Source organism: Brevibacterium sp. JSBI002 (assembly GCF_026013965.1).
In the GTDB taxonomy this organism is placed as follows: Bacteria; Actinomycetota; Actinomycetes; order Actinomycetales; family Brevibacteriaceae; genus Brevibacterium.
This window is the reverse complement of sequence record NZ_CP110341.1, coordinates 1,415,846-1,431,282: the sequence shown is the minus strand read 5'-3', so window position 1 is coordinate 1,431,282 and position 15,437 is coordinate 1,415,846. Positions and strand designations below refer to the sequence as shown.

Annotated in this window: 20 protein-coding genes and 1 riboswitch; of the genes, 7 read left to right on the top strand and 13 right to left on the bottom strand. The window is 64.6% G+C overall.

Annotated elements, in window-relative coordinates; all coding sequences use genetic code 11:
- Nucleotides 1–6 precede the first annotated feature (6 nt).
- Nucleotides 7–110, top strand: a riboswitch (TPP riboswitch).
- The 4 genes from thiO (at nucleotide 100) to moeB (ending at nucleotide 3,467) form a co-directional block, all read left to right on the top strand.
- Nucleotides 100–1,257 (top strand): glycine oxidase ThiO, encoded by a 1,158-nt coding sequence (thiO, locus tag LJ362_RS06480; protein WP_264801332.1) that lies wholly within the window; start codon nucleotides 100–102, stop codon nucleotides 1,255–1,257. (Overlaps the previous riboswitch by 11 nt.)
- Nucleotides 1,254–1,511 (top strand): sulfur carrier protein ThiS, encoded by a 258-nt coding sequence (gene thiS, locus LJ362_RS06475; RefSeq protein ID WP_259356676.1) that lies wholly within the window; start codon nucleotides 1,254–1,256, stop codon nucleotides 1,509–1,511. Before thiO ends, thiS begins: the two co-directional genes overlap by 4 nt.
- Before the next feature lies 1 nt (nucleotide 1,512).
- A complete protein-coding gene (locus tag LJ362_RS06470; protein ID WP_264801330.1) occupies nucleotides 1,513–2,280 on the top strand; it encodes a thiazole synthase in 768 nt (255 codons plus the stop codon).
- On the top strand, nucleotides 2,277–3,467 hold the full coding sequence (gene moeB, locus LJ362_RS06465) for a molybdopterin-synthase adenylyltransferase MoeB (RefSeq protein ID WP_264801329.1): 1,191 nt from the start codon (nucleotides 2,277–2,279) through the stop codon (nucleotides 3,465–3,467). The genes LJ362_RS06470 and moeB overlap by 4 nt, the downstream gene beginning before the upstream one ends.
- Nucleotides 3,468–3,567: 100 nt before the next feature.
- On the opposite strand, the gene LJ362_RS06460 is transcribed toward moeB, so the two are convergent.
- A complete protein-coding gene (locus LJ362_RS06460; RefSeq protein ID WP_264801328.1) occupies nucleotides 3,568–4,083 on the bottom strand; it encodes an SRPBCC family protein in 516 nt (171 codons plus the stop codon).
- A gap of 23 nt (nucleotides 4,084–4,106) precedes the next feature.
- Between LJ362_RS06460 and LJ362_RS06455 the strand changes: the two genes are divergently transcribed.
- Nucleotides 4,107–4,751, top strand: coding sequence for a mismatch-specific DNA-glycosylase (locus tag LJ362_RS06455; protein WP_264801327.1), 645 nt, complete (start codon nucleotides 4,107–4,109; stop codon nucleotides 4,749–4,751).
- A 24-nt stretch (nucleotides 4,752–4,775) separates the two neighbouring features.
- On the opposite strand, the gene LJ362_RS06450 is transcribed toward LJ362_RS06455, so the two are convergent.
- The 10 genes from LJ362_RS06450 to LJ362_RS06405 form a co-directional block, all read right to left on the bottom strand.
- Complete coding sequence (locus tag LJ362_RS06450; RefSeq protein WP_264801326.1) at nucleotides 4,776–5,396, bottom strand: thymidine kinase; 621 nt, start codon at nucleotides 5,394–5,396, stop codon at nucleotides 4,776–4,778.
- Nucleotides 5,389–6,069, bottom strand: a complete 681-nt coding sequence (locus LJ362_RS06445; protein WP_264801325.1) for a PepSY domain-containing protein — start codon at nucleotides 6,067–6,069, stop codon at nucleotides 5,389–5,391. Before LJ362_RS06445 ends, LJ362_RS06450 begins: the two co-directional genes overlap by 8 nt.
- A gap of 80 nt (nucleotides 6,070–6,149) precedes the next feature.
- Nucleotides 6,150–6,611, bottom strand: coding sequence for a VOC family protein (locus tag LJ362_RS06440; protein WP_264801324.1), 462 nt, complete (start codon nucleotides 6,609–6,611; stop codon nucleotides 6,150–6,152).
- A 13-nt stretch (nucleotides 6,612–6,624) separates the two neighbouring features.
- A complete protein-coding gene (locus LJ362_RS06435; RefSeq protein WP_264801323.1) occupies nucleotides 6,625–7,197 on the bottom strand; it encodes a DinB family protein in 573 nt (190 codons plus the stop codon).
- A 60-nt stretch (nucleotides 7,198–7,257) separates the two neighbouring features.
- On the bottom strand, nucleotides 7,258–7,899 hold the full coding sequence (locus LJ362_RS06430) for a hypothetical protein (RefSeq protein ID WP_264801321.1): 642 nt from the start codon (nucleotides 7,897–7,899) through the stop codon (nucleotides 7,258–7,260).
- Between the two features lie 216 nt (nucleotides 7,900–8,115).
- Nucleotides 8,116–9,522, bottom strand: coding sequence for an ATP-binding cassette domain-containing protein (locus tag LJ362_RS06425; RefSeq protein ID WP_264801320.1), 1,407 nt, complete (start codon nucleotides 9,520–9,522; stop codon nucleotides 8,116–8,118).
- Nucleotide 9,523: 1 nt separating this feature from the next.
- The gene (locus LJ362_RS06420) at nucleotides 9,524–10,363 is read right to left on the bottom strand and encodes an energy-coupling factor transporter transmembrane component T family protein (RefSeq protein WP_264801319.1); all 840 of its coding nucleotides are present in this window, start codon (nucleotides 10,361–10,363) and stop codon (nucleotides 9,524–9,526) included.
- Nucleotides 10,360–11,238, bottom strand: a complete 879-nt coding sequence (locus LJ362_RS06415; RefSeq protein WP_264801318.1) for a histidine kinase — start codon at nucleotides 11,236–11,238, stop codon at nucleotides 10,360–10,362. Before LJ362_RS06415 ends, LJ362_RS06420 begins: the two co-directional genes overlap by 4 nt.
- Nucleotides 11,235–12,395 (bottom strand): nucleoside hydrolase, encoded by a 1,161-nt coding sequence (locus tag LJ362_RS06410; RefSeq protein ID WP_264801317.1) that lies wholly within the window; start codon nucleotides 12,393–12,395, stop codon nucleotides 11,235–11,237. The genes LJ362_RS06415 and LJ362_RS06410 overlap by 4 nt, the downstream gene beginning before the upstream one ends.
- A gap of 27 nt (nucleotides 12,396–12,422) precedes the next feature.
- Nucleotides 12,423–12,881, bottom strand: coding sequence for a DUF2695 domain-containing protein (locus LJ362_RS06405; RefSeq protein WP_264801315.1), 459 nt, complete (start codon nucleotides 12,879–12,881; stop codon nucleotides 12,423–12,425).
- A gap of 119 nt (nucleotides 12,882–13,000) precedes the next feature.
- Between LJ362_RS06405 and LJ362_RS06400 the strand changes: the two genes are divergently transcribed.
- Complete coding sequence (locus tag LJ362_RS06400; protein ID WP_264801314.1) at nucleotides 13,001–13,903, top strand: carbohydrate kinase family protein; 903 nt, start codon at nucleotides 13,001–13,003, stop codon at nucleotides 13,901–13,903.
- Here LJ362_RS06400 and LJ362_RS06395 read toward each other — a convergent pair.
- Both LJ362_RS06395 and LJ362_RS06390 read right to left on the bottom strand, forming a co-directional pair.
- Nucleotides 13,893–14,363 (bottom strand): SRPBCC domain-containing protein, encoded by a 471-nt coding sequence (locus LJ362_RS06395; protein ID WP_264801313.1) that lies wholly within the window; start codon nucleotides 14,361–14,363, stop codon nucleotides 13,893–13,895. The genes LJ362_RS06400 and LJ362_RS06395 overlap by 11 nt on opposite strands.
- Complete coding sequence (locus LJ362_RS06390; RefSeq protein WP_264801312.1) at nucleotides 14,356–14,688, bottom strand: VOC family protein; 333 nt, start codon at nucleotides 14,686–14,688, stop codon at nucleotides 14,356–14,358. Before LJ362_RS06390 ends, LJ362_RS06395 begins: the two co-directional genes overlap by 8 nt.
- A 227-nt stretch (nucleotides 14,689–14,915) precedes the next feature.
- Here LJ362_RS06390 and LJ362_RS06385 point away from each other — a divergent pair, with 227 nt between their 5' ends.
- The gene (locus LJ362_RS06385) at nucleotides 14,916–15,428 is read left to right on the top strand and encodes a sigma factor-like helix-turn-helix DNA-binding protein (RefSeq protein ID WP_264801790.1); all 513 of its coding nucleotides are present in this window, start codon (nucleotides 14,916–14,918) and stop codon (nucleotides 15,426–15,428) included.
- Nucleotides 15,429–15,437 lie beyond the last annotated feature (9 nt).

Below are 15,437 nucleotides of genomic sequence, written 5' to 3'. Positions count from 1 at the left end.
TAGAGTAGAGGAGTTCGCGGGAGCCTCCCAACGAGGCTGAGAGGGCGTAAGAGCCGACCGCCAGACCTGATGCGGATCATGCCGCCGGAGGGAGAAGCTGTGAGAGTCATTGTCGTCGGCGCCGGGATCATCGGCCTGTCCACGGCCTGGTATCTGCGCCGCCTCGGTACCGAAGTCACCATCATCGATCCTGCGCCCGCTCAGGGTGCGAGCCATGCTGCCGCAGGGATGCTCGCTCCCGCCGCCGAGGTGGTCTGGGGGCAGACTCCCCTGTACCCGCTGATGCGAGCCTCCGCGCAGATGTATCCTCAGTTCTCCGCCGAGGTGGCGAGCGCCGCTGGCAGCGATCTCGGTTTTTCGGATGCCGGAACATTGGTGTGCGCCGGTGACCGAGCTGATCTGCAGGCTCTGCGGGAGCTGCGCGATGCACAATCGCGGTCCGGTTTCGCCACCGAGCTCATCACCGGCAGTGCTGCCCGCCGGGTTGAGCCGTCGTTGTCGCCTGCCGTCGCCGGGGCCGTGCACATTCCAGGCGATCACTCGATCGACCCCCGTCGGCTCACTGCCGCATTGCTGACTGTCCTGTCCTCTGACTCAGGAGGCTTCATTCGCCAGCGGGCGGCCAGCCTGATCAATGACGGCGATACGACTGTGGGAGTCGCACTGGGCGATGGCCGCCGGTTGGAGGCCGATCAGGTGATCATCTGCGCCGGCGGCGCTGTGTCCGCGATCGTCGGTGCCCCGCAGCTGCCTCTGCGTGAGGTCTGGGGTGATGTTCTGCGACTGCGTGCCCCCACCGAGGCGACTCCGCTGCTGAGCCGCACCATCCGCGGGCTGGTCAATGGTCGCCCCGTCTACCTGGTTCCTCGCCCGGACGGCGAGATCGTGCTCGGTGCCAGTTCGCGTGAGGACGGACTCTCCGGCACTCCGGCCGGGGCGATTCACCGGCTGCTCGCCGACGGGCAGCGACTGGTCCCGGGCATCCTCGACGCGGAGATCACCGATATCACCACCCGTGCCCGGCCGGGTTCTCCGGACGACCTGCCGATGATCGGCCGCATCGATCCCGGCTGCATCGTGAGCACCGGTTATTTCCGCCACGGCATCCTCTTGGCCCCGTTCGGCGGCAGGCTCGGTGCCGAGCTCGCCCTGGGCGTCGCCTCCGACTGGCCTCCTGACGGGACGCTCGAGTCCGTGTCCCCACACCGCTTCACCACAGACCACACCAGTGCCTACCCGATGAGGAGCATCTCATGACCGACCACGACCACTCACCGACCATCGTCCTCAACGGCGCTCGCCATGAGCTGCCGGGTGCCACCTCGGCGCTCGACCTCATCGCCGACGTCACCGGACGGGAGCTGAACCCCGATGGGACACCAGCCGACGGCGGCCGGCTGGGCATCGCCCTGGCCGTCGACGGTGAAGTCATCCGTCGCGGTGCCTGGTCCGATTGCACCCTGGCCGACGGGCACACCGTCGACATCGTCACCGCTGTGCAGGGAGGTTGAGATGACCTGGACGATCGATGATGTGGAGATGTCGTCTCGCCTCGTGATGGGCACGGGAGGGGCGAGTTCCCTGAGCATCCTCGAAGACGCACTCGTGGCTTCGGGAACCGAGCTGACGACTGTGGCGATGCGCCGTTTCGACGCCGAGTCCCGGGACTCGGTATTCACCATGCTCCAGCGTCTGGGTATTCGGGTGCTGCCGAACACCGCCGGCTGCTATACGGCCAGGGATGCCGTGCTCACCGCTCGACTGGCGAGGGAGGCCCTGGAGACGAACTGGGTGAAGCTCGAGGTCATCGCCGATGAGGACACCCTGTTGCCGGATCCCATCGAACTCTTCGCCGCGGCCGAGGAGCTCGTCCTCGACGGGTTCACGGTCTTCGCCTACACGAACGACGATCCGGCCCTGGCGAAACGTCTGGAGGACGCCGGTGTGGCTGTGGTGATGCCGGCGGGAGCTCCGATCGGCAGCGGGCTGGGCATCCTCAACCCTCACAACATCGAGACCATCGTCTCCCGTGCACAGGTGCCCGTCATCCTCGACGCCGGTGTCGGTACCGCCTCCGATGCCGCCCTGGCGATGGAGCTCGGGTGCACCGCGGTGCTGCTGGCCTCGGCCGTCACCCGCGCCCACGATGCTCACGCCATGGCCCGGGCGATGGCTTTGGCCGTCGAGGCCGGGCATCTCGCTGGCGGTGCAGGGAGGATTCCCAAACGTCCGTTGGCATTGGCATCATCGCCGTTCGACGGAATGGTCGCAGCACAATGACCGCCGCTGCCACCACTCCGACATCGCTGCCTCCGCTCGTCGACCCCGTGGAATCCCTGTCCCGGACGGAGCTGGAACGCTACTCCCGGCACCTGAGCCTGCCGGGATTCGGACTTGAGGGACAACGGCGTCTGCGGGCCGCCTCGGTGCTGGTCATCGGCGCCGGCGGTCTCGGGGCCCCAGTACTGGGCTACCTCGCGGCCGCCGGGGTCGGGTCGATCACGATCATCGACGATGACGTGGTGGAGGCCTCGAACCTGCAGCGCCAGATCATCCACCGGGATGCCGATGTGGGCCGACCGAAGGTCGCCTCTGCCGCCGATGCCGTGCACCGGCTCGATCCGAACCTCGAGGTGCGCACGATCGAGGACCGGCTGAGCCCGGAGAATGCGCTCGATCTCTTCGCTGAACACGATGTCGTCGTTGACGGGGCGGACAACTTCGCCACTCGGTACTTATCCAATGATGCCGCCGAACTCACCGGCACCCCGTTGGTGTGGGGCACGATCTTCCGCTTCGCCGGTCAGGTAAGCACGTTCTACCCCGGTCACGGACCGATGCTGCGCGACCTGTTCCCGGATATCCCGGAACCCGATTCGGTGCCCAACTGCGCCGAAGGCGGAGTCCTCGGAGTGCTGTGCGGAACCGTGGGCTCGGCGATGGCGACCGAGGCGATCAAACTCATCTGCGGCATCGGTGCCCCATACATCGGTCGGCTGCTGCGCTATGAAGCGCTGACCGGGGAGTACTCGACCCTGCGGTTCTCCCCCGATCCTGACCGCTCCCCGGTCACCGACCTCACCGAGGTGGCTGCCGCCTGTGCTGCGGTCCTCGACGCCGGCGGCGTGGCAGAGCCTGCGGCGGATGAGATCGACGTCGCCGATTTCCTGTCTGTCGAAGACGATGTGCTCGTCGTCGATGTACGGGAGGACTGGGAACGTGAGCTGGCGGCCATCCCCGGCTCAGTGCATCTGCCCCTCGGCGGCCTCCAAGACAGCGGGTGGCAGGCGCTTGAGTCGCTGGTCGGAGCCTCAGTCCGGCCGGAGGCACCTGTCGATATCGTCTTCCACTGCAAGTCCGGGGCCCGATCGGCCGAGGCCGTCCGGATTCTGTCGGGATCGGTCCCGACCGGAGTACGTCTGCGCTCTCTTGCCGGGGGCATCGATGCGTGGGCCAGGCAGGATTGAAGCCTCCGGCAGCGCGAAACGAGCTCAGGTCACGCGAAACTCGAAACTAACGTCACCGGCGGCGTCGTTTTCAAGTTTCGCGTGACCTGAGGGGTTCGAATCAGTGGCGGTTGAGTCCCGACAGTCGCCGACGCAGTCCCCGTTCTCCGGCTCTCATCACTGCACCGTGCATGAGTCCGGACAGCGGTCGCATCGCCCTGATGATCGTTCTGCTCGTCGTCACACACCACAGAGAATCGATTGTCGTCATCCCCTCGGTGGCGGTCAGAGTCCATCGGCCCTCGCCGCGCAGATCGCCATTCGCCCGAAACCGGATTTGATGGGGTGCATCGACCTCCTCGACTTCGATGGAGAACCGCAGAGACCACCCGATCGGTGCGTAGACCAGAAGGCGGGCTCGGCTGCCTGGGGTCACCGGCAGATCGGCGGCATCAACGTCAGCCTGTGCGGCCCCGACCCTTTCGACTGCTGTCAGTCCCGGCCACCACCCGGGCCACTCGTCGACCTGTTCCAGAACCGCCCACACCGATTCGATTCCGGCGTCGGTGATCCAGCGGTCGTTGAAATGGAAGGGTGCGGACTCTCCGGGCTGTGGGGTCACATGATCGTGGCTCATGGTACGACGGTAGTGTGAAAGATGTGAGTGAGGACAACTTCGTCAGCAATCGTCGGCCATCCCCTCTGGGCGGTCGCAAACCGACCAAGGACGATCTCGCGGCTTTCGCCACGGACGACCCGAATGCGATCGACGATATTCTGCCGACCGGTTCCTCCGGGCTGAAGATGCTCATCGTCGGCATCAATCCGGGGCTGTGGACGGCCGCGGTGAATGCGCCGTTCGCACGTCCCGGCAACCGTTTCTGGCCGTCTCTGCATCAGGCGGGTCTCACCGATCACCAGGTCGATGCCTCGTGTGGGCTGGAGTCTGCGGATGAACTGCAGCTGCTCAGTCGTGGAATCGGTCTGACCAACCTCGTGGGGCGAGCCACTGTCCGTGCCGACGAACTCTCCCGGCAGGAGCTGCGTGAAGGTGCGGCTCACCTCATCGAGCGTCTTGCCGATATCCGGCCCCGGGCGGTCGCGATCGCCGGGATCACAGCGTTCCGCACCGGCTTTCAGGTGCCGAAAGCTCAGCTCGGCCGGCAGGATACGACGCTGATCGAGGGATGGCCGGCTGATGTGGCGCTGCATGTGGTTCCGCAGCCGAGCGGCCTCAACGCCCACTATCAGATCCCAGACCTCGCGCGGATCTGGAGTGAGGTCTGGGACAGCATCGACGGCTAGGACCGTTGGACAGATCCGGTCAAGCTACTCGGCCCCGGTGAAGTGCTGCCGGCATCGAGCGACATAGGTATCCAGCCCACCGATATGGCTGGCGTCGATCTCTGTCGCGGCGAGAGTCGCCTCGGGTGGCTGAGCTGTCTGGGCTGCGTCTGGTCGGTTCGGGTTCTCTGCCTGCTCCAAGCGTTGGTGGAACACAGCGTCCTTCCCGCAGACGGTGCACACTGCGGTGAGTCGGAGGACGTCTTCGGCCACGGCCATGAAGCTGGGCAGCGGCTCGAACGGCTGCCCGTCGAAGGTCACGCACAGTCCTTCGACGATGACGTCGAGGCCCCGGATGAGGAGGTCCTCGACGACGGGGACGAGCTCTGGGCCGAAGAACTGCGCCTCATCGATGGCGATGAGTTCATAGTCCTTCTGTCGGGCCGCCTCGGCGAGGGACGCGGCGTCTCCGAGCGGCACTGCGGGGATATTCACCCCGGTGTGCGAGGTGATCGTGGAGATGTCCGATCGGGTGTCGAGCGAGTGGGACACGACGAGGACATCGATTCCGGCAATCGTAGCCCGCCGGACCCTGCGCATGAGCTCTTCGGATTTTCCGGAGAACATAGGTCCGGCGATGACCGTGAGACGACCGGTGTCAGTCATCGACGCTGACTCTCTTGGAGTCGGTGTCGACGGTGACTTCCACGTCTCCGCTGCCCTTCTCGAAATCGAACTGGTACTCCTGCTTGCCGTCGTCGAATTCGAGTTTCCAGCTCACGAGCTTTCCATCGGCTTTCTTCTGGGCAAGTTTGAGAGCGTCGTCGAAGGCCATCGGATCGTTGAGGTCGATGGCCTTCTCTTTGTCATCGGTCGAGTCCTGCTCGTGTTCGGCGATCTTCCCGGTCTCCGCGTCGATCTCGACGTCATGGTCGGTGTTTCCGTCGAGGATGGACACCTCGTACTGCCAGGCCTCGTCTTTGTCGTCCCAGTCGAGCTCGATGCCATGAACGATTCCGTTCCCGACTTCCTCCTCGGCAGTCTTGATCGCGTCTTCGGCACTGATGGCCGGCGATTCTTTGCTCAGGTCGGCACCGGCGCTCAGGCCTTTCCCGGACGATTCCTCCGCCGACCTGGTTTCATCGCCGTCATCGTTTTGGCCGTCGTCGCTCTGATCCTCGCCTCCGGCAGGGCTGGCCTCGGCCGATTCGCTTGCCGCGGACGAGTCCTGCGCCTCATCGCCTCCGTTTCCGGAATCACTTCCGCCACACCCGGCCAGGCCGAGAGTGAGTGCTGCAAGTCCGGCCACTGTACTCATTGCCATGCGATTCGTCTTCATGGCTGCCACGCTAGCAAGCGAACACCTTTCACCAGTTGTTTCTGAGAACAATCTCATCTGAAGGGGTTCGAGACTGCTGGTCAGTCAAGGCAGAATTCGTTGCCTTCGGGATCGGCCATGACTATGAAGCCGTGTTCCAACGGCGGGTCCGGATCGACTCGGCGCAACCGAGTGCCTCCGAGCCCCGTGAGTCGGGTGCATTCTGCTTCGAGTGCATCCATCCGCTCATCGCCGTCGAGTCCCGGAGCGGCACGGACGTCGAGGTGCACGCGGTTCTTCACCGTTTTGGGCTCGGGCACCGTTTGGAAGAAGACCCGAGGACCGACCTGTTCAGGGTCTTCGATGGCGGCACGCATGTTCTCGGGACCGAGTTCGATGCCGAGGTCGGCGATGAATTCCTTCCAAGCGACGAGGGGGTCGTCGTCAGCACCGAGTCGCACCCCCGGAGGTCCTGGAATGATGTAGCCGAGTGCTTCGGCCCAGAAGCGGGCGAGCCTTTCGGGGTCGTGGCAGTCGACGGTGACCTGGATTGTTCGGATCATGGTCGGTGGCTCCCTATTGTCCGGTTCTGCCGTCGATGCATTCACGCAGCAGATCAGCGTGACCACAGTGGCGGGCATATTCCTCGATGCGGTGGACTAGGAATTCCCGCACCGCGATGTCTTCTCGGCCCACGTGTGTGCCGAGGTCGTCGTGTCTGCTGACTTCGGCGTCGGTGGCGGCCTGCTCCTGTTCCAGTCGGGCGAAGGCATCGGTGAGGACGGTTTCCTCGGGGTGAGACGGAACATCACTGAGGTCGAATGCGTCGTCCAAGCTCCCATAGATCGGGGGTTCGGGTTCGCCGTCGGTGATCCAATTCCTCCAGTCTCGCTCCACTTCGGTCATTTGGCGGACCAACCCGAACAGCGACATCGTCGACGGTGGGACGGTGAGCTTCATCATCTGCTCGAGCGTGAGTCCCTGGCATTTCAGATCGAGGGTCAGCCGGTAGTCGCGCAGGTAGCTCAGCAGTGTGGCGAGTTCTCCGTCGGGACTGTGCCTGTCGGAGCTGCGGGGATCGTCGTCGGGATCGACCCACATATCCGGGTAGACGGTGGCAATGCTCCAGCGCTGTGGTGAGGTGGACATGATGGTCATTCTGCTCCGGTGGACGGCTGAGCACCAGGGGCGAAGGCGCTTTGCCAGGGTTCAGACAGTCAAGCTGTCATCGAGTTCGAAAAGGCTCGGCATCTCCTCTCGGATCGTGGTCCCGAAGGCGAGCGCACCTCCGAAGAGTCCCTCGATCGTGTCGACAGTCTGCAGCACTCGGTCCCGGGAGAACTCGGGAATGAGCTCTCCGTGTTTGAGGTAGCCCTTGAGTGATCCTGTCGCGGCGGCCCTCACACCGAGTCGTCCGGTGATGAGCCAAGTGATGCATTCGGTTTCGAACCGCGCCTGGACTCCCTCAGCCTTCGGCTCGACCGACGCCGCACCGAGGTCGCGCCCTGGCCTGCGGTGGTCGGCGAGGCTGAGCGCGAGTTCGCTGAGGAGATGGGTGAGCATGACGGAGGGGCTGCGTGTGTGCGGAAGGTCGTCCGGCAGCAGGTTCTTCCGGTGCAGCGTATTGATGACTGCGTGCAGTCCATCCCAGGTGGGTGGGCTCGCCGCGGGCAGAGGACTGAGACCGTCGGTCGTGCGATCGGGCCTCTGCTTCGCAGCGCGGGCCGCTTCGACGGCGGAGAGCTGCGGGGATCGACGAACAGCGGCGAGCAGCTCATCCCATGACATCGGCAAGTGACGGTCGAGCAACTCGACAGTGTGGGAATCGAATGGTTTCGACTTCTGATCCATGTTCTCACGGTAGGCGCAGCCCCTGACACGAGATTCGGCGCCGGTCGGAGTCCGTGCCCGGGCGGCGGCGGCAGTGTCGAGATGCTCATTCGCCCGGTCATCCGCCTCATCAGGCATCTGCACCTGCAGAGACTGCGCAGCCCCGCGGCTGCCGGAGACGATTCCTTCGCCTACTGACCGCTGTCATCCGCCCTCAAATATCCGTCCGCCAATCCATCATGACCGGGCTCGCCCGTCGATCAGCCGCAGTCTGCGGTGCGCGAACTCGTTCGCCCAGCGCTGGTCGTGTGTTGTTGCCAGGACAGCGCCTCCATGGTCGAGGAACGACTCGAGGATCGCGTTCAGCCGGGTCATTGCCGCGTGGTCGCGCCCGATCGTCGGTTCGTCGAGCAGCAGCACCGTCGCCTCGGTCATCAGCGCCGAGGCGATGACGATGTCTTTGCGCCTGGCCACATCGAGGTCGAAGGGATGGTCGTCGGCGACCTCGGTCAGGTCCGCCTCGGCGAGGACGGAGTCTGCGTCTGCCAGGCGATGGCTGCGCACTCGTTTTCGGTCTCGCCGTCGATGCGGCGGCAGCGGCACGGCGTGGAGCAGTTCGCGTGCCACTGTGGCGGCGGAGAGCTGCAGGCCCGGATCCTGTCCCACCCATCCGAGGTGAGCACTGCGTGCGTGGGCGGGCAGGGTGTCCAATCGGATCATCTCGCCGAGGCGGCTGACCGTGATCGTGCCCGTCACGGACGCCGACCGGTCGAGCAGGCCGAGGAGGGCCCGCAGAAGCGTGGACTTGCCGACCCCGTTGGCTCCGGTGACTGAGGTGAGTTCGCCGGGCCGCAGATCGAGATCGAGGCCGTCGAGGATGCGGCTGCTCCCCCGATCCACGGTGAGGTCGCGAACGGTGAGCAGCGGATCTGCCAGTGACCCCGGCATCGTCGAGAGGGTCGCTTCATCGTTCGGGCGGCTGTCCCAGATCCCGCCGGATCGAGCCGTGGGAGTCGCCGTCTGCAGCCGACCTGCGTCGAGGAAGCAGATCTCTTCGCAGATCCGGGTCAGTTCGTCAGTCTGATGACCGGTGATGAGCACGGCCCCTCCCCGATCACAGAACTCCTGCAGCACTGTCGCCAGACGCACACGCATCTGCGGATCCAAGGACTGTGCTGGTTGGTCGAGAACGAGCAGGTCGGGACCGGGTGCGAGGATCCGTGCCACCGCGACCAGCTGCCTCTGCCCGCCGGAGAGCGTGTCCAGCCGTCGGTTCCACAGGTCTTCGACGCCGAGGAGCTCGAGCAGGTTCCGGGCGCGGCGGTGGGCATCGGCCGGGTCATACCCGTGCAGTCGACACGCCAGCTGCGACTCGTCACCGACGTGGCTGGTCATTCCGCTCAGCTGCGCTTCCGGGTCATCGCCGAGCAGCGCCACGGTTCCGTTCCGGTCGATGGTGCCGGTCAGGGCTCCCCGGGAGACGAGCTGTCCGGCCAACAGGCGGCAGAGAGTCGACGTTCCCGATCCGAGCGGTCCGAGCACTGCGGTCTTGGTTCCACCGGTGATGCCGAAAGTGATTCCGCTCAGCGCGGCAGCATCCTCTCCACGATAGGTGAACCACGCGTCCGTGATCGCAACGGTCATCTCAGGCACCGCCGATGAGCTGCGCGGCGCCCGGCAGCGGGAGGACTCCCGTCACCGAGGCGACGATGAGTCCGATGGTCACGAGCGGAGTCAGGATCCGCAGGAGACTCTGCCCTGTCCCGTCCGTATGGTCCTGAAGCGCAGTCGCGGTCGCATCCGAATCGAGTCCGCTGGATTCGAGCACGTCGTGACGCTGGTCGACGGTCAGCAGGATCGCGGTGACGAGTCCTGCGACGATTCCCGGCAGCAGTCGGATGCGCACCCGCCAGGAGTCGGTGGCCCAGCCTCGCGCCTGTCTGGCTTCGATGATGTGTCGGGTGCGGGCGCCGATCATTGGGATGAGACCGATGGCAGAGGCACACATATAGGCGACTGCCGAGGGCAGACGAAGTCGACGCAGACCGTCGAAGAGGCGAGCGGAGTCGGCGCCCAGGCCGAACAGCGCGCACAGCCCGATCAAGGCGCTCACCCGCAGCCAGATCTGGACGGCGATGCTCAGTCCTTCGACGCTGAGGCGAGCGGGTCCGGCCTGCCAGAGCATATGCACATCGGTGCCGGGGTAGAACAGCCCCTGCACGACGATGAGCACAACCAGAGTCGGCAGGCACAGGAGACCCACCGTCATCGCCCACGACCGCAGTCGTACGAACGGAGAGTTCACTGCGGTCACTACCGTGCCGGTCAGGATGATGACCGGCACGATCGGAGTGGGAATTCCGAAGACGAGCAGCAGGCTGCAGGCCAGGATGATCAATTCCGTGGCCGGGTGCAGACGACGTTTCGGGCGGTGAGCCTCGGCCGCGTCAACGTCGGTGTGCGTGTCGGAAGAGGCGGGACTCATTCCGCCGGCTGTGCCGCTTCGGCCTGTTTGGCTGGATCAGGGTCGACGGTCTTCGTCGTCCGGGGGCGACTATGAGTGGCGAACTCGTAGCGACCGATGATGCGTTTGGGCAGCGACCGGATGACGACGAAGGCGAGGGCGAAGATGAGCGCCTTGTCGACGATGTCGGAGACCATGCTCTGAGCGAAGGTGGCGTTGAACATCTCGAGGCCCGCCGCTTGGAGGATCGCAACGACTCCCCCGGTGCCGGCCCCCAGCCCGCCGCCGAAGACATAGGCGGCGACGGGTGCTCCGATGGCACCGGCGGGAACACCGGCGACGGCGCCGACGATGACCGCGGTCCAGGGTGTGCGGAAGACTCCGAGCCTTGCTGCCCAGCCGGCGGCGGCGCCGATGAAGGCGGCCCCGGAGCTGAAGGCGATGACGCTGGGGCTCAGGGTCACGCCCCAGATGAGGTTCGAGACGATTCCCGTGAAGGCACCTGCTGCGGGACCGGCGAGAACGCCGATGAGCACGGTTCCGATGGAGTCGAGATAGAGGGGCACGGGTGTGTAGTTGCCGATGACCTGCCCGATGACGACGTTGAGGGCGATGGCGACCGGGATGAGCGCGAGAACGCTGCGGGGAATGAGCGGGAGGGTGCCGGCGGCGAGCAGAATGCCTCCACCGAGATAGCCGAGCATGACCCACAGAGTGGTGTATCCGAGGTCGACGCCGAGGTTGGCAGGTTGGGTGAGGAGTACGGCGACGTAGGTGCCTATGACGACGAGCGTGCCGAGCAGAGTGAGGATGAGGGGAAGAGTGCGGTTGCGATTTTGTCCGGGACCGACCGTGGTGGTCGGCCCCTGCCCAGACGGACTGGAATGTGCGGTCATGCGGGTGGTCCTTTCATCAGGGTGGTGCTGAGGTGGTCGAGGAATGCGGGGGCGTCGATGGCGCGGATGATCTCTGCGTTCACTGGACGGCCCCACCGCCCCAGCCAGTCGGCGACGGTTTCGCCTCGTGTGAGTGTACCCGTGAGTTCGACATCGACAGGTGCCCACAGCGTCGACGCCCATGGCAGGGCCCCCGCAGCTCCTCTCACGGGCACCGGGGCGGCCGCTACCCGGGCGTCGGAGTCCGATCCTTCGGGCTCTGTTCCGGTCGACGTTGTGGCGTCCTGTCGAGCCCAGAACAGAGCGCAGGCAAGGACGAAGGGATCGTGGATGTGGGCGAGGTAGCCGAGTCCATCGGATTCGTGGAATTCGAAGTAGAACCGGAGCGCCTCGGCCAGTTCTGCGAGTGCTGATTGCCAGCGATCATCGGCACCATCGACAGAGGCTCCGTCAAGGATGGTGGTAAGACGCTCGGGTGTCATCTCAACGGCTTCAGTCGCCTCGATCGGGGCGATGGCCGGAAGGTGGGCCAGTCTCTCCTCCTGATTGGTGCGGTCGAAAGCGGCGAGCACCTGGGCGGTGGACTCAGGGTCGAAGGTGACATTCCATTCCGTCGTCGGGTGGGTGTTGCCCCGGTAGTTGAACGCTCCGCCCATGATGAAGAGACGTTTGAACAGACTCGGCAGATCCGGGTCGATTTCGAGAGCCAGGGCAAGATTCGTGGCTGGACCGATGACGACACCGAGGAGCTGTCCGGGATGGGCGTGGGCAGCATCAACCCAAGCCTGAGCCGCCGTTGCCGAACTCACCGGCGTGCTCGAGGCCGGCAGCCGCGCATATCCCCGCCCGGTCTCGCCATGGGTGAGGTCGGCATACTCCACGGCTTCGCACGTTGCCGTCTCCGATGCCTGCGGATCCATCTGCAGGACCTGCCGTGCCAGCGGAAGACTGTGGCCGGCGTGGACGGGAATGTCGCTGCGTCCGGCCAGCGACAACCACCCTCGGGTGTTCTCGACGACTTGTGCAGTGGCGACGTTGCCGCCAGACGCGGCGATGCCGACAACGTCGACATCGTCTTGGCAGCACAGGTAGGCCAGTGCAATAGCATCGTCGATTCCGGGGTCGCAGTCGAGGAAGAGCGGCAGAGTGGATGACATGGTCCCATTCTGCCGGACCCGGCTGTGTCACCGCCGTCGGATGCGGGCCCAGTTTCCGCAGGCTTGGGTCGATCCCCGTCTCACCAGTCGACAGCAGAGGTAGAGCTTCGTCGAGGGAGGTTCGTCGATTCCGAACCTTTCTCTCATGTCGATGGCTTCCTCACTGCCGAAGGGAGTGCCGATGACCTCCCCGAACGGCATGCTGGTGATCCACGGTTTGGCGGCGAAAGTGAAGGCGTTGAGGAACATTTCACAGTCACAGCAGCAGGCACCCATGCTGCTCAGCCGCGCGAGCAGAGCCGTGGCGCGTGGAGCCGTACGGTCACGGAAGCCTTCCGCGAACCGGTGGGTGCCGTTGCAGCCGAATTCGCCGAGTTGTCGGAACACGTAGCAGGCTAGGCATTCGCCGGGGCGCGGAGCGAAGACACGGGCGGTCTCCTCGTCGATGATCGTTCTGACGTCGTTGTCAATGGTGTTCTTGTCCATGGCCACACAGTTCCAGACGGCACTGACATGACACGACGCGAATTAACACCGTTCATCGATTTTCGACCTATTAATGCAGGTCACAGCTGGAGAAGACTTTTCACCTTAGAATCGTGCCCATGAGCATTCTCGTCATCGGTGAGGCCCTCATCGACATCGTCAGCACCCCCGGGAGTCCAGACCGATATGCACCGGGTGGAGCTCCAGCCAATGTGGCTCTCGGGCTGGGCCGCCTCGACGACGATGTCGAGTTCCTCACTGATGTCGGCGATGATTTCCACGGTGGGTTCCTTCTCGCTCATCTTCAGGAGTCTCAGGTCGCCGTGCTCGCTTCACCACGTGGCGCCACGTCGACGGCGCTGGCTCGCCTCGCCGATGATGGCTCGGCCGAGTACGAGTTCCACCTGCGGTGGGACCCTGACTCTTCCCTGCGCACGGACGCACCTCGCTCCGTTGTGCATTTCGGCTCGATTGCGGCATTCCTTTCGCCCGGCTCCGCAGTCATCGATGATGTCCTCGCCTCTGCGACAGGGGCTTTCGGTACGCATCCTCGTCCGCTCATCTCCTTCGATCCGAATATCCGACCGTCAATCATCGGCTCCCGCGAAGATGCGCTGCCGCGATTCGAGAAGTTGGCTCGTCGAGTCGACGTTCTCAAACTCAGCAACGTCGATGCGAACTGGCTCTATCCCGATCTCGACGAGACCGCACAGGTCGACCGCCTTCTCAGCCTCGGGGCGAATCTGGTCGCCATGACTCGCGGTGGTGAGGGCGCGATCGTGGCGACCGCCTCGGCGCGGGCATCGGTGACCTCAAGGAAGGTGGAAGTCAAAGACACGATCGGGGCCGGGGATACGTTCATGGTCTCACTCATCCACGACCTGCATGCTCAGGAGAACGCTGTGTCCGATCTCAGCGCGGCAGAACTCGCAGCCCTGGGAGATCGTGCATCGGCGCTTGCGGCGATCACGGTCAGCCGTGAGGGTGCGGATCTGCCGTGGGCCGTGGATCTCAGGAACTGAGGAAGTCGCCGAGCTGTCGCAGGCAGATGTCATGGCCGTTGCGGTGTCCGTCGATCATTCCCCGACCGACGAAGGACACGACCTGGTCGACGAGCTCGACCCGGGTGCCTGTCGGGATAGCGGTCAGGGTCCAGGTGATGATGGCCGTCGATAGTATCTCATCGTCTTTGGTAAGAGTCTCCGTTGTGACGATGTGACGTCCCGGCGCAAGTGAGCAGTACTGCCCGGTGGAGACGAACTCGAGTTCTCCCGGTGACCCACAGCGGGCCCGGATCGCTCCGCCCGGACGGAATTCGTCGATGTCGCAGACCATCTTTTCCCCCTCGGGAACTCCCCACTGCACGCGCTGATCCGAATCGGCGAAGGCGTTCCAGACCTTTGAGACCGGATGCTCGAAATCAGCGCCGAGGCTGATCGTAGCGGTCACCGGCGCGCCCTGGTCGGATGCTCCCTCACTCACCGAAGAACACGACCTGGTTTCCGTCCGGGTCGGTGACCGGCAGGATGCGCTGTCCGCCGCCTGGGGACGGTTCGTCATGGTCGATTCCGGCCGCTCGCAGATGCTCGGCCATCGTGTCGAGGTCGTCCACGTCGAGAACCACGTTGGAGCGTCCGGCTCGCTGCGGGTCCTCCCAGATCTGGATTCCGAACCTCTCGTCGAAGAGCCATTGGGCCAGCCCCGCCATCGGCTTGCTGTCCGGCTGACTTTCGAAGAGTCGGGAATACCATTCGGTCGCTTCCTTCTCGCTGGCGACAACGATATTGGCCATGAGTCCGGTGATCATGATCGCTCCTTCGGGATCAGTCTTGAGATCGAGTGATTGCATTATGCAATCACTTATTCCATGGAAGCACACATCGGCCCCGGGAACAAGAGCGATGTTCAGCTCAGCCCCCGAACGGGGCCAACGTAAACCGGCCCCATGCGAGGAACGCAAACACGGCGGCACGATCAGTCCGATCACTCCTTTGCCCAAAGAGCCCGCTCGGTCTGTCACTCTGATGACGCACCCTGCGCCCGGAGGAGCGAGTCGCGTTCGTCCTCCACGACATGTTCTCAGTGCCCTTTGCCGAAATCGCGGCCGTCATCGGAACCTCGGAAGCTGCCGCGAAGATGGCCGCCGGTTGGGCCCGGCGCAAGGTCAAGGACACACCACCACCGTCCGGAGGACTTTCACAGCGCCGTGCTGTCGTCGACGCATTCCTCACTGCCGCACGGCTTGGAGACTTCGACGCTCTGCTGCACTTTCTCGACCCGGGACTGACGTGGCACCGCAGCAACGCCCGCGGCCACATGGTCCGGATGGGTGCGAACGAGGTGCTCGCAGCGATTCGGCGCGGCGATCCGGACAGGATCGAAGTTCGAAAGGTCAACGTCAACGGCGAGCCGGGTCTGCTCGTTCTGACCGCAAGCGGTCACCGTTTGGGACTCATGGCATGCACCGAGGCAGACTGCAGATTGGTCGGCATCGCCTCGATCACCTCAAGGAAGCTGCTGGAGCGACTGAGACTGCCCGGGCAGTAGGCCCACCCG